The following is a 26693-nucleotide window of genomic DNA, read 5'->3' as shown; positions in this document are numbered from 1 at the left end:
GCTGATTTTTGTTAAGCTGATTTTACTTCACTTGAATTTACATCGTTTTGATCTTCGTCAATTTGATTTTCTTCACGATAATTTTCTTCGCGATTTTTATGATGAAGACGCATAAACGGCGTTGCAATAATCAAGTAAGAAACCCAAATTGCGAGCGCCCAGAATGGCAATCCCATAAGCAATCGAACTGTACCGAGCCAGACAACGTTATTCGCCAAATACAGCGGCACTTGCAAAACAAGCCTAAGCGCAAAAACACCAATCCACAATCCAGTAACATACATGTATGCACGCTTAAGCGGCTTATAATCAAGCCATTCGTGCAGCCACTCGCCAAAATTTTCCGTAGGCATTTTGCGAATCGATTCAATCACAAGCCCAAGCGCTGGCACGCGCACAATCAGCGAAATCGCAAGAAGCGCACCATACACAGCGTTTGTAATAAAGCCCATCATGTAGTAGTCGCGAGCTTGATGACTCGTCCACACCCAAATAAGGCAAATCCCTACAGAAACCAACCCACTTAGAGCACCCATAATCGACTGGCGTTGAATCATGCGCGCCACAACTTGCAAAACTGCAAGAGCTGCAGACGCAATAACCGTTGTTTGTACGTTTCGCGTTACAACAAAGCAAATAACAAACAGCAAGCCTGGCAGCATGGATTCAATTACGCCTCGAACTCCTCCAAGGGAGTCAATAACAGAAAACGTGTTTCCTTCAGATCCAATAGAAGCCAAAGAGGCTAATCCTGAGCGTTTTTTGCCGCGCGAATCTTTTTCCAAGACAATATCCTTTGCTGCCTGACTTTTACTATCGACTCTTAACTATCTGATTTCAGAAAACATTGGTCCACGAGTTAGCGTGGTTTTGACTTCTACTTGCTGATCTGCACCAAGTGGACCCTTTGGACGACCTAGATTTTCTTCAGAATCATCAGAACCAGCAGAAACATCTTTACCTGCATTACTTGGAGCAACCAAATCGTGCATTGGAATCATATCTCTAGGAGCAAGTGGCTCTGTTCCGCGGTCTATAACAATATCACTAAACCACTTGTTAAGAAGCACAGTCTCTTCGCTTGTTTTTTGCGACTCTAAAGCAGCACTCCCAGAAAACACTCCGCGAAGCATCCAACGCGGACCATCCACACCAACAATTCTAGTTTCCACTGTCTTATCGTCAACCTTGACTGGAAGTATGAGTTCCTTGCCAAAAACTCCATTCGCTTCCCTAGCATTAGAGTTTCCCTTAAGCAAATCCGCACGAACTTCACTCCATATTCCTTCTGTTTTAGGAGCTGCAAATGCTTCAACCTCAATGCTAGAAGATTTATATGTAACAGTTATGCCAAGAACTTGACCAGTTTCACGCTGCTTTTTTACTCGCAACTCTATACCTTGTAAATATGGTATATATATGGAGCCGAAATCAACATAAGTACCTAAATTAGGTAGTTTTTCATCAGATATGTCCCATGGACCTCTAAGACTTCCGCGTCCTAAGTACGTGTCTGCATCATATCCGCCTGCAGTCAGATCGCTTAGAGCGGAATTTTGGGATTGAAATTCTGCAAGATTCTCAGCATCATCTTTGGCAGCTTTCGACTTGCGCTTGGATTTAAACCATCCCATGGCTCCTCTTTTCTAATGGATTCTTCTTAATAAGCTCTAATTGCCATTTTTCGATGAATACTTTACATATTTCTAATGGCTATTTTTACTCAACTTCACCAGCCTATCACAAGCAAAGCAAAATCACACATTATATTTTATGTTTAAAGCAGCATGGTCAGACCAGCGAGAATCGTAGCTTTGAGCACGATCAATTACGAATCCGCATGCAGTTTCTGCAATTTCAGGTGTTGCAAACTGATAGTCTAATCTCCATCCAACGTTATTATCAAAAGCTTTACCTCGTTGACTCCACCAAGTGTATGGTCCTTGAATATCGCCAGCAAGCATACGCATAACGTCCACAAATTCATACTCGTTAATCCAACGATCAATATAAGCGCGTTCCTCTGGCAAAAATCCAGCACTTTTCTCATTCGCTTTAGCGTTTTTAATGTCAAGAGGCGTGTGTGCAATATTAAAATCACCGCATAAAATCGCCTGATTTCCGCCACTTGCAGCAATATCTCTAAGCTCCCCTAATCGCTTTAACATAGTATCTAGAAAGCGGAATTTTTGCTGCATTTTCTGTGGATCATCAACGTTTCCAGCGTGAACATACACAGATGCAACAGTAATATCATACCCTTGCGGAGTATGTACGTCGGTTTCTACCCATCGCCCAGAATCAACGTCTTCACTTAAACCAGGCAAACCGTAACGCTGCTCTACAACTGGCAAAGTCGTTACAAGCGCCACACCAGCTCTACCTTTTATTTCACAAATCTGATTTGTAACAGAAAATCGCCTGTCATTTTGACCAGATTCACCACTTTTAGACGTATACAAATCCTTGATTTTACTCATAATCGGATCAATCGCATCTTGCGGAGCGCGAACCTCTTGCATACACCACACATCTGGCGTGTGATCTTGAACCCAATCGAGCATCCCCTTGCGCCAAGCCGCACGAATCCCATTCAAATTTGAAGTCGTAATTGTAATCATAAGTTCCACTCTAATATGCACACAACACAAAGTACGCAAAAATAAAGGTGCAGAAGTTTTGACTCCTACACCTTTATTTTAAATTTATAGTTTATAAGACACTAGTTTTAAGGCCCATAAACCAGCTTGCGACTAATCCAAGCCAAGTTCCAAATTTCCACCTGGAATTGCATCGAGAAGATCGCGAGTGTACTCCTTTTGAGGATGATCAAACACTTCGTCGGTTGTAGCATGCTCAACAAGTTTGCCATGTTGCATAACAACAACCTCGTCCGCAATCTGACGAACAACAGCCAAATCGTGAGTGATGAACAAGTAGCTTAATCCTCGCTCCGCTTGCAAATCGTTAAGCAAATGCAAAACCTGATCTTGCACAAGCACATCCAAAGCAGACACAGCTTCGTCGCAAACGATTACATCCGGATCCAATGCCATAGCACGCGCAATCGCAATGCGCTGACGCTGTCCGCCTGAAAGCTCGTTCGGGAAGCGAGTCATAACAGAAGCAGGCATACGAACCATGTCCAAAAGCTCGCGCACACGATTCTGTCTACTCTTTTTATCGCCAATCTTATGAATTCGCAAAGGCTCTTCAATAGAACGATAAATCGAATACATTGGGTCTAGCGAACCATAAGGATTTTGGAATACTGGCTGCACATGTCGACGGAAGTCAAGCAAATCAGCACCCTTGAAATCAGCAATATTCTTGCCTTCGTAAGTAACTGTTCCACTTGTTGGATTTAGAAGTCGCAAAACCATGTTTGCAACAGTAGACTTACCAGAACCAGACTCACCCACGATTGCCAACGTTGTTCCGCGCTTAATCGAGAACGAAACATCGTCAACAGCCTTGAAAAGCTCCTTCTTGCGCGGAAGCTTAAACTCGCGAGTTAAGTGATCGACTGTAATAATATGCTCGCTCTTTTCAAGAGCTTGCTCGCCTACTACGTGATGCTCAAGCAAATTATCCGCGTTACCACCATGCTCCTTAACAGAAATGATTCGTTGAGAAGCAAGACTTGGAGCGGCAGCAACAAGTCGCTTAGTATAAGGATGCTGAGGATGTTGCAAAACGTCCAAAGATGGACCAGATTCAACAACGCGACCCTTATACATAACAACAACGTGCTGTGCGCGAGCTGCAGCCAAACCTAAATCGTGAGTAATGAACAGAACGGAAGTGCCTAGAGAATCTGTAAGAGTATGCAAATGGTCCAGAATGCGCTTTTGCACAGTAACGTCGAGTGCGGAAGTTGGCTCGTCTGCAATCAGCAAATCTGGGCGGCACGCAAGGCCAATCGCGATTAACGCGCGCTGACGCATACCGCCGGAAAACTCGTGTGGGAATTGCCTTGCGCGAGTTGCTGCATCTGGCAAACCAGCTTCATCAAGCAAACCAGCAATGCGGTCTTCAACACTTGCTCCAATAACATACTTTTTGGCGATTTCCCAAGCTTTGTCGTCGTCTACGCCATACTTGATTAAATCGTCGGCAACGCGCCAACGAGTTTCGGAACCTGGAACCCACTCTTTTTTGTAGTATTCCATAGCTTCATTAAACTTTTCGGCATTTGTTTGCTCACTAAGACCAACCTGCGCCAAAGCTTGCTTTGCAGCGTTCAATAATGCGCTCAGTTCTTTAGAGCCAAGGAAGATTTCATCTTCATTGCTTTTGACTTCTACAGCGTCTCCTGCTAAAGCTTCTGCAAGTGCGGAGCGCTTCTCATGACTAACGTCAACGCCATTTGCAAGAAGAGCTTCTTTAACTTGAGTTCCAATTCGCCAAACAGGATTAAGGTTGCTCATAGGGTCTTGCGGAACCAATCCCATTGCTGTACCGCGCAAAGCCGCATAATCTTTAGGCTTTAGATTACTTATTTCTTGACCTTTAAGCTTAATAGAACCACCCGTAACGTGACCTGTTCCTGGAAGCAAGCCTAAAACCGCCATTGCAGAAGTTGACTTTCCAGAACCAGATTCACCCACGATTGCAACCCATTGACCTGGGTAAACGTTGAAGCTCGCATCGCGAACAGCGTGTACGGCTTTTTTAGAATCCGTTGTAAAGTCAACTTGAAGATTTTTAACTTCCAGCAAAGGACCCTGCTCGCGTTGCATTGCAAGGGTATCTACATTTTTACGTGTTGCTGTGTTCATAATCACTATTCCTCCACGCTAACTTACGCCTTACGGCTCTTTGGATCCAACGCATCTTTTACGGCGTCACCCATCATAATAAAGGCGAGAACAGTAATAGCGAGCGCAATAGACGGATAGAACAAAACTTCTGGATTTGTAGTAAGAACATTCCTAGCGGTAGAAATATCTACACCCCAGCTAACGGTCGTAGTTGGCAAACCAATACCAAGGAAGCTAAGTGTTGCTTCCAAAACAATGTAAGAACCAAGGGATGTTGTTCCTACAACAATGATTGGGGCCAGCGAGTTTGGAATAATATGACGGAAAAGATTACGCATTGGAGTTGAACCTAAAGCTGTAGAAGCCGTATTAAACTCAAGATTCTTGGATTCCATAACGGCACTTCTTGCGATTCGAGCAACGCCTACCCATCCAAAGAGAACCATAACAAACACGATTTTCCAAATCGACTTAGATGTGCGGAACATTTGCAAAACTACGATTGCACCCAACAGCATTGGTAGAGCCAGGAAGATATCGGTGATTCGGCTAAGAACCGCATCAATCCATCCGCCAAAGAATCCAGCCAAAGCTCCAATTAGCGAACCAACTAACACCACTAAAGCCGTTGCGAGCAAGCCAACGCTTAAAGATGTACGTGTTCCATATACAACTCGAGCGTAAATATCGCATCCTTGCATGTCGAATCCAAACGGATGTGCAGCAGAAGCTGGCTCAAGCGAATGCTCCAAAACACAGTAATTAGGATTGTGCTTTGTGAGAGCGCCTGGGAAGAGCGCAACAAAAATAATTGCAATAATCAAAATTGCAGAAACAATAAACAATGGATTTCTGCGCAAAGATCTCCAAGCATCAGCCCACATGCTTGTAGCTGGAGCAGATTCGTCTACAGAATCAACTTCTTGAAGAGGCGTATCGTCAAGAGGAGCAACATAGCGTTCCTGACCTGGCAATGTGTTGTAATTTGCATTATTTGTAATCAAATTATCTTCCATAATGTGCTCTCCTTACGCGTAACGAATGCGCGGATCTAGAGCCGCGTACAACATGTCAACAAGAAGATTGCTGACTACAAATATCAACATAAGAAGCGTAACTATAGAAACAACAAGGTTTCCTTCTCCCTTTAGAATTCCCTGATACGTAAGGAATCCAACGCCATGAATGTTGAAGATTGTTTCCGAAATCATTGCGCCGCCCATAAGAGCGCCCAAATCTTGACCTAAGAATGTAACAACAGGAATAAGCGAGTTACGCAAAATGTGTCGAACAATAACGGAACCTTCTTTTAAGCCCTTTGCACGAGCCGTGCGCACGTAATCAAGCGATATGTTTGACGAAATTTCCGACCTTGTAAGTCGAATAATATATGCCATTGAAACGGATCCAAGAACTATTGCAGGAAGAAGAAGATCGTAGAATCCAGGATCATTGCTTGCAGTAACAGGCATAATATGCCACTTAACACCAAACAAATATTGGCCAATAAAGCCAGTAACAAATGTTGGCACAGAAATAAGAAGAAGTGATACAACCAGGATTACGCTGTCGTACCACTTTCCTTTCTTTAAGCCAGAGATTATACCGAAAGCTACGCCGAACAAGGCTTCGAAAGCAAACGCCATCAACGCAAGCTTAATGGTTACTGGGAATGCGCGGCCAATCTCGTCAATTACTGGCTGACCAGCAAACGTATGACCAAAATCAAGAGTAAGCGCATTCTTTAAGAACAACAAATATTGAATAATAAATGGCTTATCCAAGTTATACTCGGCACGAATTTGCGCTTCTACAGCATGGTTAATTGGCTTATCGCCAAACATTGCTTTTACTGGATCTCCAGGCAAAGCAAACACCAAAGCGTATACCAACAATGTTGTGCCGAGAACCACAGGAATCATCTGCAAAACACGGCGCAGAACATATTTACCCATTGGTTTCTCCTTATATATTTACTTAAAAATTCGCATAGCACACACCCAACTTGTGGCTTGCATATTGATTTAACCCAACCTAAGTAAAAACACAAAGTGCTGCCTCGAACAGCGGATAGAATTTTGTAATTTTATTCGCCATTCGAAGGCAGCAGCACGTTTTTACATGCTATTAAATTATGGTTTATTTTTTAATAGCTACTTGATATTAATAGCTACTTGATTTTGATCTTTACTTGTGGAGCTTGTAGTAAAGTGGCATATTCTGCCAATCCATTACAAAGCCCTTCAAGCTTGGAACCATAACAGCCTTGGCGTTCGAGTAGAACAGTGGGACGTATGGAAGATCCTCAAGAAGAATCTCGTTAGCCTGCTGATAAAGCTTAGTTGCCTCAGCTGGCTGAGAAGAAGAAGCCTTCTTAAGCAAAGCATCGAACTTAGGATTCTTGTAATCAGCTTCGTTGGAACCATTGCCATCCGCAGCAACGGAAGCAAATTCCTGAGTCAAGTAATTTTCTGGGCTTGGGTAATCTGGCATCCAGCCTGCACGCCATGCACCCTTAACCTGACGCTGTTCGCATGCGTTACGGAACTCTTGGAATGTTGGAACTGGAGTGGTTTCGGCATTGATTCCAAGATGATTCTTAATGGAGTTTACAACTGCGTCGAACACAGACTTAGCGTTGCCATCGGCGTTGTAAGTAAAGGTAAGAGGACCATCATACTTAGAGATCTTATCTGCCTTTGCCCAAAGTTCCTTAGCCTTTGCGGCATTAAACTTAAGGTTTTCATGTCCCTTAAGATCTGCCTTGTAGCCTGGAGTCAAAGGAGAAGTGAACTCGTTTGCAGGAGATGCAGTGTTGTTAAGAACCTTCTTGATGATGGTTTCGCGGTCGATTGCCATAGAAACAGCTTGACGACGCAAGCGGCCTTCTTCGGTAGTTACATCGAAGTGCGGCAAGGATGCAGGAATACCAAACTGCTGGATTACAGAACCTGGACGGTTGTATGCCTTAACAGTGGTGTCCTTTTGGAAAGTCTTTGTTTCGGTATCTGGAATGTTATCGGTCATATCAAGATTGCCAGACTGAACATCGCGGTAAGCAGCGGTGCCGTCGGTGTAAATCTTAAAGGTAACGCCGTCATTCTGAGCCTTACGTGGGCCATCGTAATCTGGGTTCTTTACAACTTCAATCTGCTTGTTGTGATCCCAGGACTTAAAGAGGTATGGACCAGAAGAAACTGGCTTTTCGCCATAAGCCTTTGGATTCTTGTAGAAGGATTCTGGAAGAGGAGCGAATGCAAGGTAACCAACCTTAATAGCAAACACAGAATCTGGCTGGTTCAAATCAACAGTAAAGGTGTACTTGTCTACAACCTTCAAGCCAGAAAGCTGCTCGTCACCCTTAGTGTCATTCTTCTGCAAGTCTTCGTAGCCCTTAATTGTTTGGAAGAAGGAAGCGCACTTCTGAGCATTCTTAGCGTTTGCTACAAAGCTCCAAGCCTTAGTAAAGCTTTCTGCGGTGATTGGTGTTCCGTCGCTAAACTTCTTATCTTTTTTAAGCTTAACAGTGTACTGAGTTGCATCCGCGTTTGGAGTTACGCTCTCGGCATCTTCGTTTACCGTGTTGCCCTTTTCATCAAAAGTGACCAACGTGGAGTTGACCAATACAGCAGGACGAGCGCCAGCATTTTCGTTAATGTTTCCTGGAACAAGCTCGTTCTGAGGCTCGGAGTCGTTTACTGTAATAACAACCTTGCCACCATTTGTTTGAGCGGTCTTCGAGGCAGAAGAACCGCATCCACCGAGCAGCATAGCAACCGAGCACGCAGCTGCGGCAAAAAGTAATGCCTTATTCTTCATATGTTTTCTCCTAACGTTGGGTATGGCAGGATTCAATTAAATATCACGAAAAAGTCTCATTACAAGCTTTACAGGCTTTTACAGGCTTAATAAATAAAATCCACCTAGTATTTATTGCCAGATGGATTCTTTGCAAAGCCAATAAGGAGGCCTCTTCGTTGATTAAAATTCAATCATACGGATTTTATTAAACAACGCAAGCTAAAAGTCTAAATGTAAAATTTACTGTTATTTTGTCTATAAATCATAAAAACAACTATTATAATAGAAAAATATTAGATTAAATCGTATTTTATATGGTATTTTGCCAAGTCTTTTACATTTGTATAGATATTACAAAAATGTAAATTTGCACTAGAAATATGTAACAATCATGTTAAACGATGCAAAATATGCAACAAGATATTCAAATATTAATCAAAATAAAAGTGGTGTAAATTCGCACCCAAATGCACGAGTCTACACCACTTAATAAATAAAATCAAATGAATATTGAAATTATTTTTAAAATATTTTTATTATATTTTCACCTATTGGTAAATACTACTCAGCCTCGCTAGCCTGATGTTCCAAAGCCGCAGCAACCAATCCAGCAAACAGTGGATGAGGCTTAGTTGGTCGAGACTTAAATTCTGGATGAGCCTGAGTTGCCACATAGAATGGGTGAACTTCCTTTGGAAGCTCCACAAACTCAGTCAAATTACCATCTGGGCTTTGACCGCTAATACGCAAGCCGGCTTCACGCAAACGATCTTTATACGCCACGTTCACCTCATAACGGTGACGATGACGCTCAGTAACATGCGTAGTGCCGTAAAGCTCAGCAACAATAGAGCCTTCTTCAAGAGTTGCAGGGTAAGAACCGAGTCGCATTGTGTGACCCATATCTCCCTTACCGTCCACAATATCCTTCTGCTCTTCCATAGTCGCGATTACTGGATCGCCACAATCCTTCTCGAACTCTGTGGAATTAGCATCCTCAAGACCGAGAACGTGACGAGCGTACTCAATAACCATAGATTGCAAACCAAGGCAAAGACCAAGCGTTGGCAAACCATGCTCGCGAGCGTAACGCAAAGCGCCAATCTTACCTTCAATACCGCGAATTCCGAAGCCGCCTGGAATAACCATGCCATCCATTTGGTCAAGAGCCGCCGCCGCACCTTCTTGAGTTTCGCACTTGTCGGCAGCAACCCAGCGCACGTTAACCTTAGCCCAGTTTGCAAAACCGCCAGCCTTAATAGCCTCAGTAACAGAAAGATACGCATCTGGCAAATCAATGTACTTGCCAACAATTGCAATGTTTAGCTCATGCTTTGGATGATGAACGCGCTCAAGCAAATCTTCCCACTCGTTCCAATCAACATCGTGGAATGGAAGCTCAAGCTCACGCACAACGTAAGCATCCAAGCCCTCGTTGAACAAAATCTTCGGCACATCGTAAATGCTTGGAGCGTCAACGCAGTTCACAACGCCTTCAGCATCAACATCGCACATAAGCGAAATCTTGTCTTTAATGCCTTGATTAAGCGGACGATCCGAACGCAAAACAAGCGCGTCTGGAGAAATACCAAGAGATCGGAGCATCATCACAGAATGCTGAGTTGGCTTAGTCTTTAATTCGTGAGCTGCGGCTATATAAGGCACCAAAGAAACGTGCACAAACATGCAGTTTTCAGGACCTAAATCGCGACGAACTTCGCGAGCAGCCTCCAAAAATGGCTGGGACTCAATATCGCCAACCGTTCCACCGATTTCCGTAATAATCACGTCTACATCGTCGCTAGCCTGCGCGCGCATACGCGACTTAATTTCGCCAGTAATATGCGGAATAACCTGCACGCACTGACCCAAATATTCGCCAGCACGCTCCTTACGAAGCACAGACTGATAAATCTGACCAGTTGTAACATTCGCTTTTTGACTTAAGAAAACATCGAGGAATCGCTCGTAATGACCAATATCAAGATCTGTTTCTGCGCCGTCTTCTGTAACGTAAACCTCACCATGTTGGAATGGGTTCATTGTACCCGGGTCAACATTGATATAAGGATCGAGTTTTTGTTGTAAAACGTGAAGACCACGACTACGCAAAAGTCTGCCTAATGAAGATGCAGTAAGACCTTTTCCGAGGGACGAAACAACGCCACCAGTGACAAAAATATGCTTTGTAATATGCTCCTGAGAGTTACCATGTTTTCTTCTAACCATGGAACTCCATAGTATCTTCGAGCCTCGACTCGGAAGAATAATTGAAAAGTCAAATCAAATGAGCAACAGCCTCGAGCGCAAGCTTATATCCATACAGTCCCATGCCTGTAATAGTTCCAGTTGCAACAGGACTAATCACGCTTATTTTCCGGAAAGAATCGCGGGAAGAAGGATTAGAAATATGCACTTCCATTAGTGGCACTCCAGCATCCAAAACCATGTGCGCAGCATCCGCGAGCGCATAACTGTAGTGCGTAAAAGCAGCAGGATTCATAACTACTGGCGTATGAGTATCAGCAGCTTCGTGCATCCAATGAACCATTTGCGCTTCGTCGTCGCTTTGGCGAACTTCCACTTGTAAATTAAGCTCTTGTGCCCACTTTTTGCAAAGCGCACACAACGTTTCAAAATCTTGACTGCCATAAACGTCTGGCTGACGAACGCCTAATCGCCCCAAATTTGGGCCATTTACTACTAAAACTTTACGGATGTTTATAGCATTTTCTGCATCTACCATTTTCTAACCTCTAATCTTATTAAACGCATCTCGAATCGCCTCCAGCGGCGGATTATCTAAGTGAATCGGGTTTCCAATCCCGTCTAAAACAACAAATCGTAAGGTGTTGCCTCTAGCTTTTTTATCTTTATGCATCAAATCAAGAACCTTATTAAAAGCATCGTCACTGCTGCCGCCGCCATTCCAAGATATTGGCAATCCAAGTGATTTCAAAAGTGAACGATGATACTCAACGTCTTCTGGACTTAAATAGCCCAAAATTTGCGCAAGGCTCGCCGCAAAAACCATTCCCACAGCAACCGCGTTTCCATGACGCCAAGAAAAATGCTCGATTTGCTCAATCGCATGCCCTAAAGTATGCCCATAATTCAAAAACTCGCGCAAACCTTGTTCTTTTAAGTCGTTAGAAACGTGGTATGCCTTAACGCGCACGCTTTTTTCTATTAGATCGCAAACCATATCATTTAAATCTGCATCGTCTAAAATAGAAGGACCATCAACAGAGCGCAACTTGCTAGCATTTTGAGGATCTTCCAGAATTTTTAAGATGCTAGAATCGCCAATAAACCCTGATTTTGCAACTTCTCCAAGTCCTTCAACAAAAATATCGTTAGGAAGAGTAGAAAACGCGCAAGTATCTGCCAAAACGCCAGCAGGAGTGTAAAAACTACCAACCAAATTCTTGCCAGCTGCAGTATTTACACCAGTTTTCCCTCCAGTCGAAGCGTCTACCATTGCAAGAAGCGAAGTCGGGCAATTTACGTAGCGGATTCCACGCATCCAAGTAGAAGCAACAAATCCAGCTAAATCCGTAGCCGCTCCACCACCCAAGCCAACAATCGCGTCTGAACGCGTAAAACCAGCGTTTGCAAGGCGCGACCACACAAAATCCGCAACCTTAACAGTTTTACCAGCCTCTGCGTCTGGAATAAGAATATCGAAAACATCGTAGCCAGCTGCGCGCAAAATAGATCTTGCTTTATCGCTATGTCTTTGAACAGGCTGAGTGTGAATTAAAGCTACTCGAACAGGCTGTTTTCCAAGCATTTGAGGTAAAAGACTCATAGCGCCTGCGCCAATATGAACATCGTAATCTTCAATACCTTTACCATCTACATGAACGATTCGTTGCATAATCATATCTTTTACCTTTCTTGCGGCAGGTTTTGGCGTTAATCCGTAAACGCGAGCGTGTAAATTCGCCACTTTGCAAAACACAGGATCACGCTTATCAAACAAATCCATCCATCGTTTTGCGCCATCTTCGCCGCTTAACATAGGACGATTAGAATTCCAGCTTACGCGCTCAATTGCATCACTTGCATTTACTTGCAAATACACAACACGACCGCCTAGCTTTGTATATTTTCTTAAGACATCTTGCGTCTCCTTACGCATTGGAGCACCGCCACCTAGGGCGACTATTGGGGCGGATTGCTCAAAATCTGGGAAAATAGCATCTCTAACAATTTGAGTTTCAATATCTCTAAAAGACTCTTCGCCAAAATCCTTAAAATATTGAGCAATCGGCATATTGATTTTTTGCTCAATTAAATCGTCTGTATCTATAAAAGGAACATTCAAAATATGCGCTAATTCCTTGCCAACACGCGTTTTTCCAGCTGCAGGCATGCCGATTATAACGGCTAACGGCATTTGAGTTTGCGATACATCTTGCGAAATGTCTTTCAAAGAATCTCTAAGCGAATCTGGCAAGGAATCATGCAAAGAATCTTCTTCGCTCATCTCATATGCTCTTTCCAAGATTGAACGTAATTTATAGCATTTCTAGCGGTTTCTTCTAGCGAATCTCCACCAAACTTTTCTAACGCATACTTTGCAAGCGTTAATCGAACCATTGCTTCTGCAACTACTGAAGCGGCTGGAACTGCCGTAAAATCGGAGCGCTGATTAATCGCTTGAGCTGGCTTGCCAGTAAGCACATCTACAGTGCGTAATGCGCGAGGAATGGACGGAATTGGCTTCATTGCAGCGCGCACACGAATCGTCTCACCATTTGACATTCCACCTTCAATGCCACCAGCACGATTACTAAGTCGCGTGATTTTGCCATCTTCGCCTGTTACGATTTCGTCGTGAGCAACCGAGCCAGGGCGATTTGCTTCTTCGAAACCGTCTCCAATTTCCACGCCTTTAATAGCTTGGATTCCCATAAGCGCGCCTGCTAAAGCCGCATCCAAACGGCGATCCGACTCTACATACGTTCCAACTCCAGCAGGCATACCATAAGCAAGCACCTCCACTACGCCTCCAAGCGTATCCGCATTGGCTTTTGCTTCATCAATGCGAGCAACCATGCGAGCTTCGGCATCTTTATCTAGAGTACGAACTGGCGACGCATCCAACGCATCAACATCGTCTGGTGTTGGCAGGGGTAAACTTTTGTTAGCATATTCGCCGCCAATTCCAATAACATGCGCAACTGTTCGCACACCCAACGCCTGCTGCAAAAACGCATCAGCCACAGCACCTAAAGCCACGCGAGAAGCCGTTTCCCTCGCGCTCGAACGCTCCAAAACCTCGCGAGAATCATTAAAACCATACTTTCGCATGCCCGTTAAATCCGCATGCCCTGGGCGAGGGCGGCTTAAAATAGCATTTCTACCAGTTCGCTCAAGCTCATGATCCAAAGGATCCGCGCTCATCACTTCCACCCATTTTGGCCACTCACTATTTGCGATTTCTATAGCAATTGGAGACCCAAGAGTAACACCGTGGCGAACGCCTGTAAGCAAACGCACTTTGTCTTGCTCAAACTTCATTCGCGCTCCGCGACCATATCCAAGTCGTCTACGCGCAAGAGCAGAAACAATGTCTGCGCTAGTAATCTTAACTCCTGCTGGCACGCCTTCAATCATTGCCACCAGTGCTTCACCATGCGACTCCCCTGCCGTTTGCCATCTAAGCATGCCTTCTCCAATCGCGTTGTGCGTTATATTTATTGTTATACTTCTTGCACTTAATACTGTACTTTATTTTAAATCAATACTAGATTCTAAATTCTTTATTTTACTAACAACTAAGTATTGCTAATAATCTATGAAATAAATCGCAAAAAGCCTTTAACCACATTGAGTAAAATTTGTTGCAATGCAATTTTCGCTTATTTAGCATAATCAAATGAGTCAGTTTATTATAGCGTGTTTATTTGCAACACCAACGCTTGTATGCACGATTGCACTGTGCGCAACGGATTTAGTAAACCGCGTTGTGCCTAGACTTTGGGTTCTACTAGCTGCTTTTGCACAATCTGCAGCAAACCTTATTTTTTCGCTTATTACTTTTCATAATGTTAATTTTCTTTTGCGCGGATGGCTTTGTGCAGTAACAGTTTTTGCAATCTACGTTTTGACGCAAAAACTTTGTGTGCGCGGAGCACTTGGATTTGGCGATGTTACGTGCGCTTCTATGATTGCTCAAGCTTTGGCGCTATTTGGATTTGATTGCATAATCTACTGGTTTGCATTAGTTGGAATATTTGGATTAATTTGGATTTTAGTGTGGAAAATCTGCTCTAAAGTCTGCTTGCGATTTTTCCGCGTGCATCTTGTGCAAAATGAGCAAAATAAAATCCCGTTCGTACCCGTATTAGCTGCATCTTCCATAATCGCCGTTATGTTTTGCGGTTTCTGTTGCTCATTAAGTCTGTAGTGCGATTGCGCAACAACAAGCAAAGAAAACCGAACAGCTAGTTGGCGTTTTCGTTAGAACGCTTATACTCGTCGCGAATCTTCAAGAAATCATCGTAGTTATCCGCAAACTTAGTTTCGCCGGTCTTTAAGTTAGTGGTAACAAAATAAATCCATGATCCTTTTTCTGGATTAAGCGAAGCCAGAATAGCATTATCTCCAGGAATACTTATAGGAGTAGGCGGCAATCCTTTGCGAATCCTAGTGTTGTATGGATTACTTGCATCATCTAATTGTGTTTGCGTAAGGTTAATTGCCTTAATTCCAATACCGTAAGCAACCGTAGTGTCCATTCCCAAAGGCATGTCTTTAGCTAAACGGTTTAATATTACGCGCGAAACTTTACCATAGTATTCACGATTATTTACTTCCGCTTCCGCAATAGACGCAATTTTGAGAATATCTTGACGCAGTTTTCCTTTAGGAACTCCCAATGAATCAAGTTTCTGAATACGCTTATCTACCATTTTGGCAAGTATTTTAGTAGCAGATTTCATGGATTTTACGTTGTAAACTCCAGGCTCCAACCATCCTTCAAAACTTCCACCTGCTTCTGGCGGCAAAATCCCCGCTCCGTCTGTTTTTTGAATCGCGTTAAATTGAGCAATGTCAATTCCAGAGATTTGTGCAGCCTTACGAATAACGTCTGTTGATCGTTCTCCTGCTTTAACGTCTAAGAATCCGCCTGCTTTACTTTGATCTGAAAGAATATTTACAACATCAATTGAGTTCATATGCTTTTTGAGCGCATAAATTCCTGGGTATAAAATCTTGTTGTTCGCAGCAACAATATTAGAAAAAGTGGATTGTGACTTTACAACTTGCGCTTTAACAAGATTGTTCCCAACTTCTACAGATCCTTGACCTGGCTCTATCGTAAACTCAACGAATCCGTTTCCAGGTCCTGGCCAATCGTCCATAATCGTAGACTGATTGTTGGTTTTTATGTAAACCGCAACCCTATATAAGCCATATCCAAGAACAAATAGTATTGCAAAAATTAGCGTAAGAATAAACGCTATTATACGTTTTCTCTTACTTTTACGTCGTTTTTGTGCTTTTAAATCTTTGCGCGATTTTGGAGGCACAGGTGGATTAGGAGTTTCGTGACTCCACTTAGCGTTTCGATCGAAAAAATCGTCGATATTCTCAGTCATTAAACGCTTCCTCCCGCTTGGACTGCTGGTTACTATTTCACAGTGACATTATTTCAGAATAACATTATTTCACAATATTGTCGTAGCTATTGTCTGCTTTAATTATTTTTGCAATCATTCTTATAATCGTCAATCGCAGATTGCAAAATTAACACTGCTGACTGCTGATCAACCATAGGACGATGCTTCCTAGTAGAAAAATCTGCATCTAACAGTTGTTTATGCGCCGTAACAGTTGTTAGTCTCTCATCTTTCCAAACAACTTCTGGAATAAAATCGAGAGACCAATCTCCATAATCAAAAAGCGACTTCATTCTTTTGACTAAATTAGTACCCCAACGACGCGCTTTTTTAGCAGATTTTCCTTCAGTTCCGTCTAATTGCAAAGGAAGACCTATTACAACACGACTAACACTATTATCTTCGATAATGTTTAAAACATCTTCAATCGCATTAAACGAATCACCATAGGATTGAACATTCCCGGCAGGATGAGCGAAAGTGAGCTCAGGGTCGGAAAGAGCTGTTCCGACCCTTGCGTCACCTAAATCAATACCTAACCACACCATTTTTTGTGCCGCTTTTGGTAAAGATCGCATCGTTTTGTTTTAAGCGTGTAGCTACGCACTAGTCGAGCTTAGCCACTTCGCTCTTAACAGCCTCAAGCGCTTCGTCAATCTTAGAAGCGTCTGTGCCGCCGCCTTGAGCAAAGTCTGGCTTTCCGCCGCCACCGCCACCAAGCACCTTGGAAGCAGTACGAACAAGATCGCCAGCCTTAGCACCAAGACCACGTGCGGCGTCGTTAGTCGCCACCGCCACCATTGGACGATCCTCCTCATTCACGCCACACAGCGCCACAATCACAGGAGCATCCTCACCTAAGCGAGAACGAACATCAAGTGTTGTTTTGCGCAATGCATCGAAGGAACCAAAGTTTCCAACATTCTTTACAGCAAGCTTAACCGTTGCGCCACTTTGTTTAGCCGCCTCAACCAATTCTGGAACAGCATCATTAAGCTGAGACTCATACACCGAAGAAAGCTTGCGGTCTGAATCCTTCATCTTGTTGAGCAAAGACTCCAAGCGCTCAGCTAACTCATCTGGGCGTGCATTAACCATGCCAGCAAGTTGCGCCACCAAAGCGTGCTCACGAGCACCATATTCATACGCCTCTTCGCCGCACAATGCATCAATACGGCGTACACCAGAGCCAATGGAAGATTCCGAAAGAATGGTTACCATACCAATCTTTCCAGTGCTCTTAGCGTGAGTACCACCGCAAAGCTCGCGGCTCCAACCGTCGCCAATCTCAACAACTCGCACAATATCGCCGTACTTTTCGCCGAACAAGTGCATTGCTCCAAGCTTGAAAGCGTCATCGATTGGCATTTCCTTTGGAACAACCTGCAAATCGTCACGAATACGCTCGTTTACGCGAGCTTCTACACGGAGCAGCGCATCTTTATCAACAGCCTTTGGCCACTGGAAGTCAAAGCGCAAGCGGTCTGGATCAACTACAGAACCGCGCTGAGTTGCCTGTGGACCAAGCTCTTCGCGCAAAGCTTTGTGAAGAGTGTGAGTAGCGGTGTGGCTTCGAGCCAAAGCAGCCCTGCGAACCTGGTCAATATTGGTGTTTACTGGAGCACCAACACTAAGAGTACCTTCAGTAAGTCGGCAGCTGTGAACAATCAAATCCTTGATTGGTCGCTGAACGTCGTCAACTTCCAAAATTGCGCCGTCGTCGGAAATAATCTCACCCTGATCAGCAATCTGACCACCGCGCTCAGCATAGAATGGCGTGCGATCAAGAATAACTTCAACGTTTGCAGGAGCGCTAACGCTTTTAACAGCACCCTTACCGGCTTCAACAATTGCTAAAACGTTTGAACGGCTGGAGAAGTCAGTGTAACCGAGGAAGTCGATTGGCTTTTCAAGCTCCTTCTTAATGTCGTCGTAAACGCTAACATCCACATTGTGACGCTTCTTCAAAGCATCCGCGCGAGCGCGACCTTTCTGCTCGCTCATAAGCTCGCGGAACTTAGCTTCATCAACCTTAACACCCTGCTCAGCAGCCATCTCCAAAGTCAACTCGATTGGGAAGCCGTAAGTATCATGCAAAGTAAATGCGTCGGAACCACCAACAATAGGGTCATCCTTGTGTTCTTTCTTAGCTTTTTCAACAGCCAAGTCAAGAATAGTTGTGCCCTTTTCAAGAGTTCTGCGGAACGCGTCTTCTTCACCATATGCAGCTTCGCTAACCTCGTGGAAAGTGTTGTTAAGCTCTGGGTAGCTTGGTTCCATTGCAGCCTTAGAAACTGGGAACAAGGTTGGAAGTACTGGGTCCTGAACGCCGAGCATGCGCATTGCGCGAACAGTTCTGCGAAGAAGACGACGAAGCACGTATCCGCGTCCAACGTTACTTGGGCGCACACCATCACTCATAATCATCAAAGCGGAACGCACGTGATCTGCTACAACGCGGAAACGCACGTCAGCATCATTATTATCGCCGTACTTTACGCCGCTAAGCTTTTCTGCCGCTTCAATAACTGGGTAAACTTCGTCTGTTTCGTAAATATTTTCCTTACCTTGCATAAGGTAAGCCAAACGCTCCAAACCAGCGCCGGTATCGATATTCTTCTGGTCAAGCTCACCAACAATATGCAAATCAGTCTTGGACTTGACGTTATCTACCTGGAAGTTTTCGAAGACCAAATCCCAAATCTCAATGAAACGAGATTCATCAGCAGCAGGACCGCCATCCTTACCGTATTCTGGGCCGCGATCAACGTAAATCTCGGAGCATGGGCCGCCAGGGCCAGGGCCACCAGTAGTCCAGAAGTTATCTTCCATGCCGAAAACTTGCATGTGCTCTGGGTCGAAGCCTTCGTTCTTCCAAATTGCGCGAGCTTCATCATCGTCAGTATAAGTAGTTACCCAAAGCTTTTCCGGGTCAAATCCGTATCCGCCCTTATCTTGCGGAGTTGTTAAAAGCTCCCAAGCGTAGTGAATAGCTTCTTCCTTAAAATAATCACCAAACGAGAAGTTACCAACCATCTGGAAGAACGTGCCGTGACGAGTAGTCTTGCCGACTTCGTCAATATCAAGAGTACGAACGCACTTCTGGTTAGACGTCATTCTGCGAGAAGGAGGCGTTTGCTCTCCCAAAAGATAAGGTATGAATGGAACCATGCCTGCAATCGTGAAAAGCGTCGTTGGATTTGGTGAAATCAGCGATGCTGAAGGCACGACCATATGACCATGATTACCAAAGTAGTCAAGATAACGCTTTGCAATTTCTGCTGTGCGCATAGGTACGAACTCCTTGTGTTATATTAAAACGCCATGCAACAGGGCGGCACAAAAGAATATCATACCATCATGCTTTAAGGCGCGAGTCGCAGAATGATTAATCTGCAAGACCAATTTTTGATTATAAAACTTTACCTATAAAAACTTTAGTTATAAAAAACTTTCAAGACTTATTAGCAAGCTTATTTTATTTAGCATACTTATTAGCATACTTAGAATTAAGCTGCGACTCGTGAGTTTTTCTGCTGGAATTAAAATCCTTAAATAAAGACAAAATCGTGGTTAAAGTAAGATTCTTCGGATCTTTATCAAAGAAAAAATCTCCAACACTTTCTGGGAATTTTCCTTTAATATAAGCGCGAGCCTTAGTAACAGACATCACGCCTATTACTATTCCTATGCAAAGCCAGAATAAACGCTTAAACATCACTCCCCCTTAGACTCACTCGACTCACCAGAATTAGCTGCGTGGCGTGCAGAAGATTCTGAAAAATCCGTTGGAACTGTAGGCTTATTGAAGAACGCGTTAATAGTGTCCTTAAGAGCATATCCAGCTGCAGCAATCTTAATAATAGGTTTTCCAAGAAAAGCACCATACAAATCTGTAAGAGCACCAACATTAGTCGCAGTGGTGCGAGCAGCATCCGTAACAGCATTAACATCTTCTAAGGTTTTGTTTACTTGCTTTACTGTAGTAACAGACTCATCAATAGCAGGCAAAGCATGTTCACCTGATTCCTTAACGGTTTGAGCAATCTGATTAAACATCTTACCCAACCTAATCAGAGGATAAATCATAAAACCAGAAAGAACCGCAAACGAAATCGCGGCAATTAGAGCAGCTATGTCTCCAACGCTCATCGTAACCTCTTTCCTGCTGTTTTTACGCGCGACCAACCCACGCAATGTATTTAAAAGATTAACGAAGAGTCAAGACTCTTCGAGTAAACCACTAACACATATCTTTCTTAATATATCAACACTAATATATCAATATATAAAAGTAGATTTACAGTACGATCTACTCGTTGTAACCCTTAATAGTTATAGCCTGATCAAGCGGCTTAGAAGTGTCAAAATCTAAACGAGTCACACTACCATTTTGCGGACGCTCACTCAAATCGTAACCAGCAGGCGCAAAACGATGCATAAGACTTAAAAGCGTGTTCCCGTGAGATATTTGCAAAACACTATCTCCATCTTTTAACACTGGATTGCTGGCGATTATTTTAAAACCGCCCTCAACACGCTTCCAATACTCAATATCCGACTCAGCATCGTGGAATGGATCCGCCTCTTTGAGCATATCTCGGGTAGCCGAAAGCCCAAACTTTTCAACGATTTCATTATATGTTTTTGCTCCGTGAGGAGCACCTGCTGCCCACCAAGCCATATTCATGTCTTGTCCTTCAAAATATCCGTAGCATTGCTCACGAAAATGCATATCGCTTATGAGTTGTGGTCGAGCATGAGTGTGTTTTTCGTTTTCGCTTAAAATACGCTCAGCAGTGATTTGAGCACGAGTTGTATCTGAACAATATGCTGCAGCAAAAATGACATTAGCTAATTTTTCTGCTGCACGATCTGCGTCTGCAAGTCCTTTATCGGTAAGAGGAGAATTTGACCAACCTTGAAGACGATTGTAGCAATTAAACATGGTTTGACCATGACGAACTAAATAAAGATGCAGCAACATAACTTAATCATCTCACTTTTAATAAATTGTTCTACACAATGTTTTATACAATGCTTTATACAATGCTTTATACAATGCTTTAAACAATGCTTCACACAGTGCTTCACACAAATTGACTTTGTTATTTGTTTAATCAGACTAATACAGGTCAGACTAATCTAAATCAACATCGCCTAATTCTTGGAACCTACTTGCAATCAGCTCTGGCGTTGTATCAGAAATCCAAGATGCCATCCCAGCTTCCGACCCAGCCAAATACTTGATTTTGTTAGCATCTCGCATAAACGAGAAGAATTGTAAATTAAGACGATAATGCGCACGACGAGAATCATGCACAGGAGCCTGATGCCATGCTGCAACATAAGGCAAATCAACAAATTCGCTAGAATTTGCAGCACTAATACCAGAAGATAAGTCGAAAGCAGCCGAACCTGCAAACGATTTAGTACTAGAGTCGCCATTAAAACCAAAGAACTTATTAGCACGTCTAAGAAGTGTTATATAAATTTGTGCCAAATCCCAACGCTCTTGGTCGTCAAGCTGATCCAAAGTAAGAACATCACGAACAGGAGCAACATGCACTTCTAGAGGCCAACGCGCTGCTGCTGGAACATACGCAACCCAACTATGATTATGCATAATCACACGCTTTTTAGCCTCAATCTCCGAATTCATCAAATCCTTAAGAAGATTACTGCCAGTGCGCTCAAAATAAGCCTCCGTGTGGCGCAACTCCTGCTCCAATCTAGGAGCAATAAACGGATAAGCGTAAATCTGACCGTGAGGATGATTCAAAGTCACACCAATTTGGCTGCCGTGATTTTCAAAAGGATAAATCTGCTTAATGCCATCAATTTGGCTAATTTCCGCGGTTCTAAACGCCCAGGCTTCAACAATCGTACGCATGCGCAAAACAGAAAGATTAGCTGGAAGCATGTTTTCGTTGGAACTAAAGCAAATCACCTCACAACGACCAGCTGCAGGAGCCTGCTTCCACAGCGGATTGCCGTCAACGTAGGTTGTTGTGTTTGGCACTCCTGCAACCTGAGCCATAGCTGGATAACGGTTTTCAAAAACAACAACGTCGTAGTCTTCGTCTGGAATTTCACCATCTTGATACTCAGATTCTGGCTTTCTACCAGCGAATGGGTCGATTCTTGATTGCTGATTACTATCACTATTTAAGCTATCACTATTTGAACTCTCTCTAAGAACAGGGGCTGGTCGTTTTGCCCACAGCCTAGACATAGGAATCCAGTCTCCTGTAAGCGGATCCTGACGCATTTGCGGAACTTCGCTAGGAACCTCATTACCTTCGCTATCAAAATGAGATGTAAAGCGATACGCCAACTTTCTAGGGTCGATCAGCTCCCTTGTTTTGTGCCCGCTAACATATTCTGGGTTGTCGTCGATGTAGAAAAAGTCACGACCGTCGGAAAGCTTTGTTGCCGTAATACGAATATGCTCACGTGCGTATGTTCCTGGACGATACAACTTATACGGATACTCTCCACCGAAATCTCGAATAGGAGTTTGAACAGTCGGAATTTGTTGCGTTTGGTAGAAGGAATTATCTCCTATCGAAGAATGCATTGGTGACTGTAATCCTTGGTATGAGTCCGAATGCATAGTGGATTGCGCAGACTGCACGTTTTCAGCCGCCTCTTCTTCTGCTTGAGCTACAAGACTACTCAGCGAAGAATCTCCAACACCCGTGCTGGTTATTTTGTTAATAACCGAGTGGTTTGCGCCGCCAGCCTTGTTCCTAGCGCGAATTGCATTAATGTCTATTGCATCAAAAGCATCTGTGTCTTCCAAGCTTTTTTCAACTTGACGCTCATCTGCCTTCTTATGCGTAGTGCCGTCTTCATCAATTTCAAATCCTGCTGCAGCGCCACCTTCAAATCCACCACCAGGACCAGCGAAACCAGCTGTTGTTGGAATATTGTGAAGTCCTGCAACTTTTTTAGGCTTTTCCACAAAATCATCCCCTTCAAAAACGTTATTGCTTAACACGTCTTTTGCGTCTCTTACATCTTCTGCATCTTCTGCATACTGTGCGTTGTGCGCAGTCATATATTGCTGTGCTTCTTGCACCGCTTTCACATCTTCTTCATTGCTAATTTGAGACATCTTTGACTCCATCGTCTCTTTATTCTTCTTTATCTTCTTTTATTTTCGTATAACTTCTTATTCTTGTATCTTCTTACTTACAACGCTTACTAGACGCTCAGTTATCTATTATATATTTTCTGATTCAACACTCGCAGAATGTTATATTTTGTAATATAACGAATATTATTGTGAATAATTATATATGATTTTGTTTTTTTATTAAACTGTTTTGTTACAAAATGTACGGTTGCTGGCGACTAATCCCAAACAAAAGTTAATGTGCACCAACATGTAACCAACTTTTACGTAGTTCATACTGATTTTATACAAATGCACTACGATTCGTGCAGTATTTTCCGCACTTTGTAGCTCTAAACAGCGTGTTGAACAACAAAATGCGGAAAAACTTCCGCACTTTGTAGTCCAACACACCAATCAGAACTACAAAACACGGGAAGAATAGCAAATAAAACGCATTGACCCCCACTATGCAATGCACAGCAGGGGTCAAGCGGTATGTCCTTAAGAATGAAATCCAGAATTTAGCGAGCGTAGTACTCGACGACGTACTGGATGTTGACTTCAACTGGAATCTGATCGACTTCCGGCTTACGAGTCAAAGTAGCCTTCAAAGAGGCAAGATTCACATCGAGGTAACCAGGAACTGCTGGCAAAACGTCACGATGAACGCCTTCAGCAGCCATCTGGAATGGCACCATTGTCTGGCTCTTAGCGCGAACCTGAATGGTCTGGCCTGGCTTAACACGGTAGGATGGGCGATCAACAAGATTGCCATCTACCAAAATGTGACGATGCACAACAAACTGGCGAGCCTGAGCGGTTGTGCGAGCAAAGCCTGCGCGCAAAACTAAAGCGTCAAGACGGGTTTCCAAATCGGTGAGCATTGCGTCACCAGTCTGACCTGCAGTGTGCGTACCCTTTTCGTAAGCTGCACGAAGCTGCTTCTCGGAAAGACCGTACTGAGCGCGAAGACGCTGCTTCTCGCGAAGACGTACTGCGTAATCGGACTCGGTACGACGACGAGTGCGGCCGTGCTCACCTGGAGCATATGGACGCTTCTCGAAAATACGCTGAGCCTTTGGGGTCAAAGCGATGCCGAGGGCGCGAGAAAGACGCACCTGACGGCGAGAACGCTGAATATTAGTCATTACTAATCCTTTATTCTGTCGTTATCTGAACGGAACGTGAACCAAACATTTACGATTGTTCACGCTGAGCCGGCCTCTCCAGTGCTTCTTCGTGCTAACACACGAACGCGAAAGCATTAAAACGCTGAAATAACGCCATAATTCTTGCGCGCCGACCCACTGATGGGCTAAGGCTCCAGATAATGCCTACAAAAAATAGGCATCGTTCCTTATACTACTCCGCGCCGTAGATACTCGCGCTCACATCAACGTCATCTTTTGCACGAAGTATGCCAGAGTCCATTGTGTAAACACTGTTAGCGCTTGCAGCAACCGATTCATCGTGAGTAACGACTAAAACAGCCGCGCCAGAATCCGCACAATCGCGCAGCAGAGACACCACAGTTTGAGTGTTTTGCGAATCCAAATCGCCCGTAGGCTCATCCAACAGCAGTAAACGTGGGTTGTTAATCAAAGAGCGCGCAATCATAACGCGTCTCATTTCTCCGCCAGAAAGCTCACGTGGATAACAATGCGCAAGATCGTCCACGTTAAGTCGCTTAAGCAAATCCATAGCGAAGGAAGTCACATTCACACAATCTTCTGGATGAAGTTTTTCCGCTGAATCGCCTATTCGCTTAGAAGAAGCATCAAAAATCTTAACAGGCAAAATAACGTTATTTATCACATTCAAATTAGCAAGCAGCGTCTGCGATTGCGTAACAAAACCAATGTTTTTTGCGCGAATCGCAGAAATTTGCTCGTCGCTTATAGAAGGCAGTGAAATATTGCATCCAAAAATCGTAACGTTTCCACGCGTCGGCTTTAAAAGACCTGCAATCATGTTTAAAAGAGTAGATTTTCCATTGCCAGACTTGCCCACAATCGCAACAAAGTCGCCAGCTTTAAGCGAAAAATTAACATTGTCTACAGCAATAAACTTCCTATTTTTGCGTTTAAATTCGCGAGTGACATTTTTAAGATTTACTACTAAATCGTTACTAACAACTTTATTCGCCATTTTATTCGCCATCTCTTAAAGTCAAATACGCTTCCCTGCTTGCGATTCGCCCCACAATAATCGCAGAAGTTACCAAAACACTAGCGAGCGAAAACGCTACGGAAACTACCGCAAGCGAGCACACAAACCAAACATTCGACTCCAAGTACGGCAGTTGCAACTGTTGAGAAATAACAACATTATATGGGAACAAAATAAGCGAAGCAAAAGCAACGCCAATCACGCCTCCGCCAAAACCAATCGCAGACGATTCACGCGCAACCATCTTTAGAAGCATGCGCCTATTTGCACCAAGAATCCTCAATGAAGCAAATTCCCTCTTGCGCTCCGATGTAGAAGACGCAAAAACGCACACAAGAATCAACACACCCACAAGCCAAAACGCAAGAATGCCAAGAAAAATCGCCTTATTTAGCACCTCTAAGCTCTTTTTAGTCTGCTCGGTAATTCCGCCTGGAAAGACAACTCCAAGGCTTTTAATTCCGCTAGTTTTACGAATATTTTCCGCAACTTTTTGAGCGCTAAAACCCTTGCTCACTTTTACAAGAACAGCGCTAACTGCCTTGCGCGCGTATTTTGCAGGAATCGCAGTGTGCCCAACTTTAGAAGAATATTTAATAACCGCTGGAATCGTGTCTCTGTTTACAAACACTGAGTTGTCTAGGCTAGTGCCCGTTTTAGCAAGTTGCGCAACAATCGGCCATTCGTGCCCATACAAGCGAACCGTGTTTTTGTAAGACACAAGCACGTTTGCGCCTGCAATCATCTGCCCTTTTTTAAGCTCGCTTTTGTGTTGCGAATAAATCCATGGCGCGATTACAAAGTCACTCGTAGGGTCAAAACCTATGATTTGCAACTTTTCTGCGCAGCATCCAGCAGATAGAGAAGATATGTAAGTTTGTACGCTTGCTTTTTCAACGCCTTTTGATTTTCGCACAAAATCCTCAATATTGTTCGTAAAGTAAAACGTGCTCGATCCGCCATTAGTTAGCAACGCTTCCGCACGATTGTAAGTGTTTTGCGGAATAACCATAATATCCGCGCCAAGGCGAGCGCGCATACTACTTAAACCATTAGAAAGATTAAGGGAGATTAGCGAGCCGCCAAAAAACACTGCAGCTAAGCACGCGGAAACCACAATTAACGCGGCGGTTCTAAGCGGCTTTTGCTTTAGGTTTTCTAGCGGCAATCGCTTTAATGTAATAGTGTGCATAGTAAATTACT

At 43.7% G+C, this 26693-nt stretch carries 22 protein-coding genes; 1 reads left to right on the top strand and 21 read right to left on the bottom strand.

Annotated features, from left to right (window positions below):
• Window positions 1-11: 11 nt before the first annotated feature.
• From HXT55_RS02575 to aroC, 11 genes are all read right to left on the bottom strand, one after another.
• On the bottom strand, window positions 12-785 hold the full coding sequence (locus tag HXT55_RS02575) for a DUF3159 domain-containing protein (protein ID WP_421792414.1): 774 nt from the start codon (window positions 783-785) through the stop codon (window positions 12-14).
• A 42-nt stretch (window positions 786-827) separates the two neighbouring features.
• On the bottom strand, window positions 828-1634 hold the full coding sequence (locus tag HXT55_RS02570) for a DUF3710 domain-containing protein (protein ID WP_421792412.1): 807 nt from the start codon (window positions 1632-1634) through the stop codon (window positions 828-830).
• A 123-nt stretch (window positions 1635-1757) separates the two neighbouring features.
• Window positions 1758-2621 (bottom strand): exodeoxyribonuclease III, encoded by an 864-nt coding sequence (locus tag HXT55_RS02565; RefSeq protein ID WP_004113341.1) that lies wholly within the window; start codon window positions 2619-2621, stop codon window positions 1758-1760.
• A 132-nt stretch (window positions 2622-2753) separates the two neighbouring features.
• Complete coding sequence (locus HXT55_RS02560) at window positions 2754-4781, bottom strand: dipeptide ABC transporter ATP-binding protein (RefSeq protein WP_116437078.1); 2028 nt, start codon at window positions 4779-4781, stop codon at window positions 2754-2756.
• Between the two features lie 23 nt (window positions 4782-4804).
• Entirely contained in the window at window positions 4805-5779 is a 975-nt protein-coding gene (locus tag HXT55_RS02555) for an ABC transporter permease (protein WP_004114677.1), read from the bottom strand.
• A 12-nt stretch (window positions 5780-5791) separates the two neighbouring features.
• A complete protein-coding gene (locus HXT55_RS02550) occupies window positions 5792-6718 on the bottom strand; it encodes an ABC transporter permease (RefSeq protein WP_004114675.1) in 927 nt (308 codons plus the stop codon).
• A 232-nt stretch (window positions 6719-6950) separates the two neighbouring features.
• Window positions 6951-8582, bottom strand: a complete 1632-nt coding sequence (locus HXT55_RS02545; protein WP_421792410.1) for a peptide ABC transporter substrate-binding protein — start codon at window positions 8580-8582, stop codon at window positions 6951-6953.
• A 543-nt stretch (window positions 8583-9125) separates the two neighbouring features.
• On the bottom strand, window positions 9126-10793 hold the full coding sequence (locus tag HXT55_RS02540) for a CTP synthase (RefSeq protein ID WP_410309814.1): 1668 nt from the start codon (window positions 10791-10793) through the stop codon (window positions 9126-9128).
• A 49-nt stretch (window positions 10794-10842) separates the two neighbouring features.
• The gene (aroQ, locus tag HXT55_RS02535; RefSeq protein ID WP_421792408.1) at window positions 10843-11310 is read right to left on the bottom strand and encodes a type II 3-dehydroquinate dehydratase; all 468 of its coding nucleotides are present in this window, start codon (window positions 11308-11310) and stop codon (window positions 10843-10845) included.
• 3 nt (window positions 11311-11313) lie between these two features.
• Window positions 11314-13056, bottom strand: a complete 1743-nt coding sequence (locus HXT55_RS02530; RefSeq protein WP_421792406.1) for a bifunctional shikimate kinase/3-dehydroquinate synthase — start codon at window positions 13054-13056, stop codon at window positions 11314-11316.
• Window positions 13053-14240: a chorismate synthase gene (gene aroC, locus HXT55_RS02525; protein ID WP_421792404.1), complete on the bottom strand. Its 1188-nt coding sequence runs from the start codon at window positions 14238-14240 to the stop codon at window positions 13053-13055. The genes HXT55_RS02530 and aroC overlap by 4 nt, the downstream gene beginning before the upstream one ends.
• A gap of 211 nt (window positions 14241-14451) precedes the next feature.
• Between aroC and HXT55_RS02520 the strand changes: the two genes are divergently transcribed.
• Window positions 14452-14982 (top strand): hypothetical protein, encoded by a 531-nt coding sequence (locus HXT55_RS02520; RefSeq protein ID WP_004574870.1) that lies wholly within the window; start codon window positions 14452-14454, stop codon window positions 14980-14982.
• Between the two features lie 37 nt (window positions 14983-15019).
• Here the strand turns inward: HXT55_RS02520 and mltG are convergent, their stop codons facing one another.
• The 10 genes from mltG to HXT55_RS02470 form a co-directional block, all read right to left on the bottom strand.
• Entirely contained in the window at window positions 15020-16177 is a 1158-nt protein-coding gene (gene mltG, locus HXT55_RS02515) for an endolytic transglycosylase MltG (RefSeq protein ID WP_285070642.1), read from the bottom strand.
• A 98-nt stretch (window positions 16178-16275) separates the two neighbouring features.
• The gene (gene ruvX / locus HXT55_RS02510) at window positions 16276-16746 is read right to left on the bottom strand and encodes a Holliday junction resolvase RuvX (protein WP_004113362.1); all 471 of its coding nucleotides are present in this window, start codon (window positions 16744-16746) and stop codon (window positions 16276-16278) included.
• Between the two features lie 58 nt (window positions 16747-16804).
• Window positions 16805-19489: an alanine--tRNA ligase gene (gene alaS, locus HXT55_RS02505; protein WP_421792401.1), complete on the bottom strand. Its 2685-nt coding sequence runs from the start codon at window positions 19487-19489 to the stop codon at window positions 16805-16807.
• Between the two features lie 187 nt (window positions 19490-19676).
• On the bottom strand, window positions 19677-19916 hold the full coding sequence (locus HXT55_RS02500) for a hypothetical protein (RefSeq protein ID WP_004121066.1): 240 nt from the start codon (window positions 19914-19916) through the stop codon (window positions 19677-19679).
• On the bottom strand, window positions 19916-20350 hold the full coding sequence (locus HXT55_RS02495; protein WP_004113368.1) for a DUF948 domain-containing protein: 435 nt from the start codon (window positions 20348-20350) through the stop codon (window positions 19916-19918). Before HXT55_RS02495 ends, HXT55_RS02500 begins: the two co-directional genes overlap by 1 nt.
• A gap of 160 nt (window positions 20351-20510) precedes the next feature.
• Window positions 20511-21185 (bottom strand): histidine phosphatase family protein, encoded by a 675-nt coding sequence (locus HXT55_RS02490; protein ID WP_285067856.1) that lies wholly within the window; start codon window positions 21183-21185, stop codon window positions 20511-20513.
• Between the two features lie 153 nt (window positions 21186-21338).
• Window positions 21339-22733 carry a galactose-1-phosphate uridylyltransferase gene (galT, locus tag HXT55_RS02485; protein WP_310648341.1) on the bottom strand — a complete coding sequence of 465 codons (1395 nt, stop codon included), beginning with the start codon at window positions 22731-22733 and terminating at the stop codon, window positions 21339-21341.
• 1109 nt (window positions 22734-23842) lie between these two features.
• On the bottom strand, window positions 23843-24469 hold the full coding sequence (gene rpsD, locus HXT55_RS02480) for a 30S ribosomal protein S4 (RefSeq protein ID WP_004113375.1): 627 nt from the start codon (window positions 24467-24469) through the stop codon (window positions 23843-23845).
• A gap of 214 nt (window positions 24470-24683) precedes the next feature.
• Window positions 24684-25469 carry an ABC transporter ATP-binding protein gene (locus HXT55_RS02475; RefSeq protein ID WP_009994906.1) on the bottom strand — a complete coding sequence of 262 codons (786 nt, stop codon included), beginning with the start codon at window positions 25467-25469 and terminating at the stop codon, window positions 24684-24686.
• Window position 25470: 1 nt separating this feature from the next.
• Complete coding sequence (locus HXT55_RS02470) at window positions 25471-26682, bottom strand: FtsX-like permease family protein (protein ID WP_004113385.1); 1212 nt, start codon at window positions 26680-26682, stop codon at window positions 25471-25473.
• Between the last annotated feature and the right edge of the window lie 11 nt (window positions 26683-26693).

The organism is Gardnerella sp. KA00718, assembly GCF_049244285.1.
Lineage (GTDB): Bacteria > Actinomycetota > Actinomycetes > Actinomycetales > Bifidobacteriaceae > Bifidobacterium > Bifidobacterium vaginale.
The sequence above is the reverse complement of the archived record's forward strand: the minus strand, read 5'-3'. Positions and strand labels throughout refer to the sequence as shown.